Annotated in this window: 3 tRNA genes; all 3 read right to left on the reverse strand. The window is 41.8% G+C overall.

Annotation, left to right across the window (positions count from 1 at the left end):
- Positions 1-385: 385 nt before the first annotated feature.
- Positions 386-475, reverse strand: a tRNA-Leu gene (locus HMPREF2700_RS05925).
- Between the two features lie 21 nt (positions 476-496).
- Positions 497-574: transfer RNA gene (locus HMPREF2700_RS11800), tRNA-Cys, on the reverse strand.
- Between the two features lie 10 nt (positions 575-584).
- Positions 585-658: transfer RNA gene (locus tag HMPREF2700_RS05930), tRNA-Cys, on the reverse strand.
- Positions 659-727: the final 69 nt, after the last annotated feature.

Genomic DNA, 727 nt, shown 5'->3' on the forward strand with positions numbered 1-727 from the left:
GGGTTATTTGAGTAGAATCAGTGGATATTTGAAATAAAAAACAGCCGAAAACCTGTGTTTAGGTTTCGGCCGTTGGGGAAAAGGAATTTTGCAAAGGTCTCGGCCTCATCATTTGGGGAGGTTTTAAAATTAGAAATTTACTTTTCTTCGATAAAAATTGAAATAGCGTTTTTTTCAAACTAAGGTTTCATTAGGGTAGAAGAGTATCTACTGGAGTATTTATAAAAGCTGTTGAGGCACTTAGATGTGAATAGATGAAATGAGATGATGCTATAACCAGGAAAATAAAAATGACTGGAAGTTTTTAGTCTATTTATATTTATGTTTTTTAATTGATGGTTTGAGATTGTACTAGATAAAAAAATAACCGCTTAAAAGCGGTAAATGGTGCCCGGAGCCGGAATCGAACCGGCACGGCCGGTTTAGGGCCGACGGATTTTAAGTCCGTTGTGTCTACCTATTTCACCACCCGGGCGTAGACAGTAAATTGAGAAATTGGAGGCGGGGGCGCGGATTTGAACCGGCCTGTATAAGGGTTGCACCCCTTATAGCATAAACACTCTGCCACCCCGCCATGAAATGGATGGAGGCGAGAGTCGGAATCGAACCGGCGTAGACGGATTTGCAATCCGCTGCATAACCACTTTGCTATCTCGCCAAATAAACTACTTTGGAGTGTTGTTTGTAGTATTGAAACTGGAGCGGGAAACGAGTCTCGAACTCGCGA

The sequence above is a fragment of the Neisseria sp. HMSC068C04 genome, from assembly GCF_001810105.1.
Lineage (GTDB): Bacteria > Pseudomonadota > Gammaproteobacteria > Burkholderiales > Neisseriaceae > Neisseria > Neisseria flavescens_B.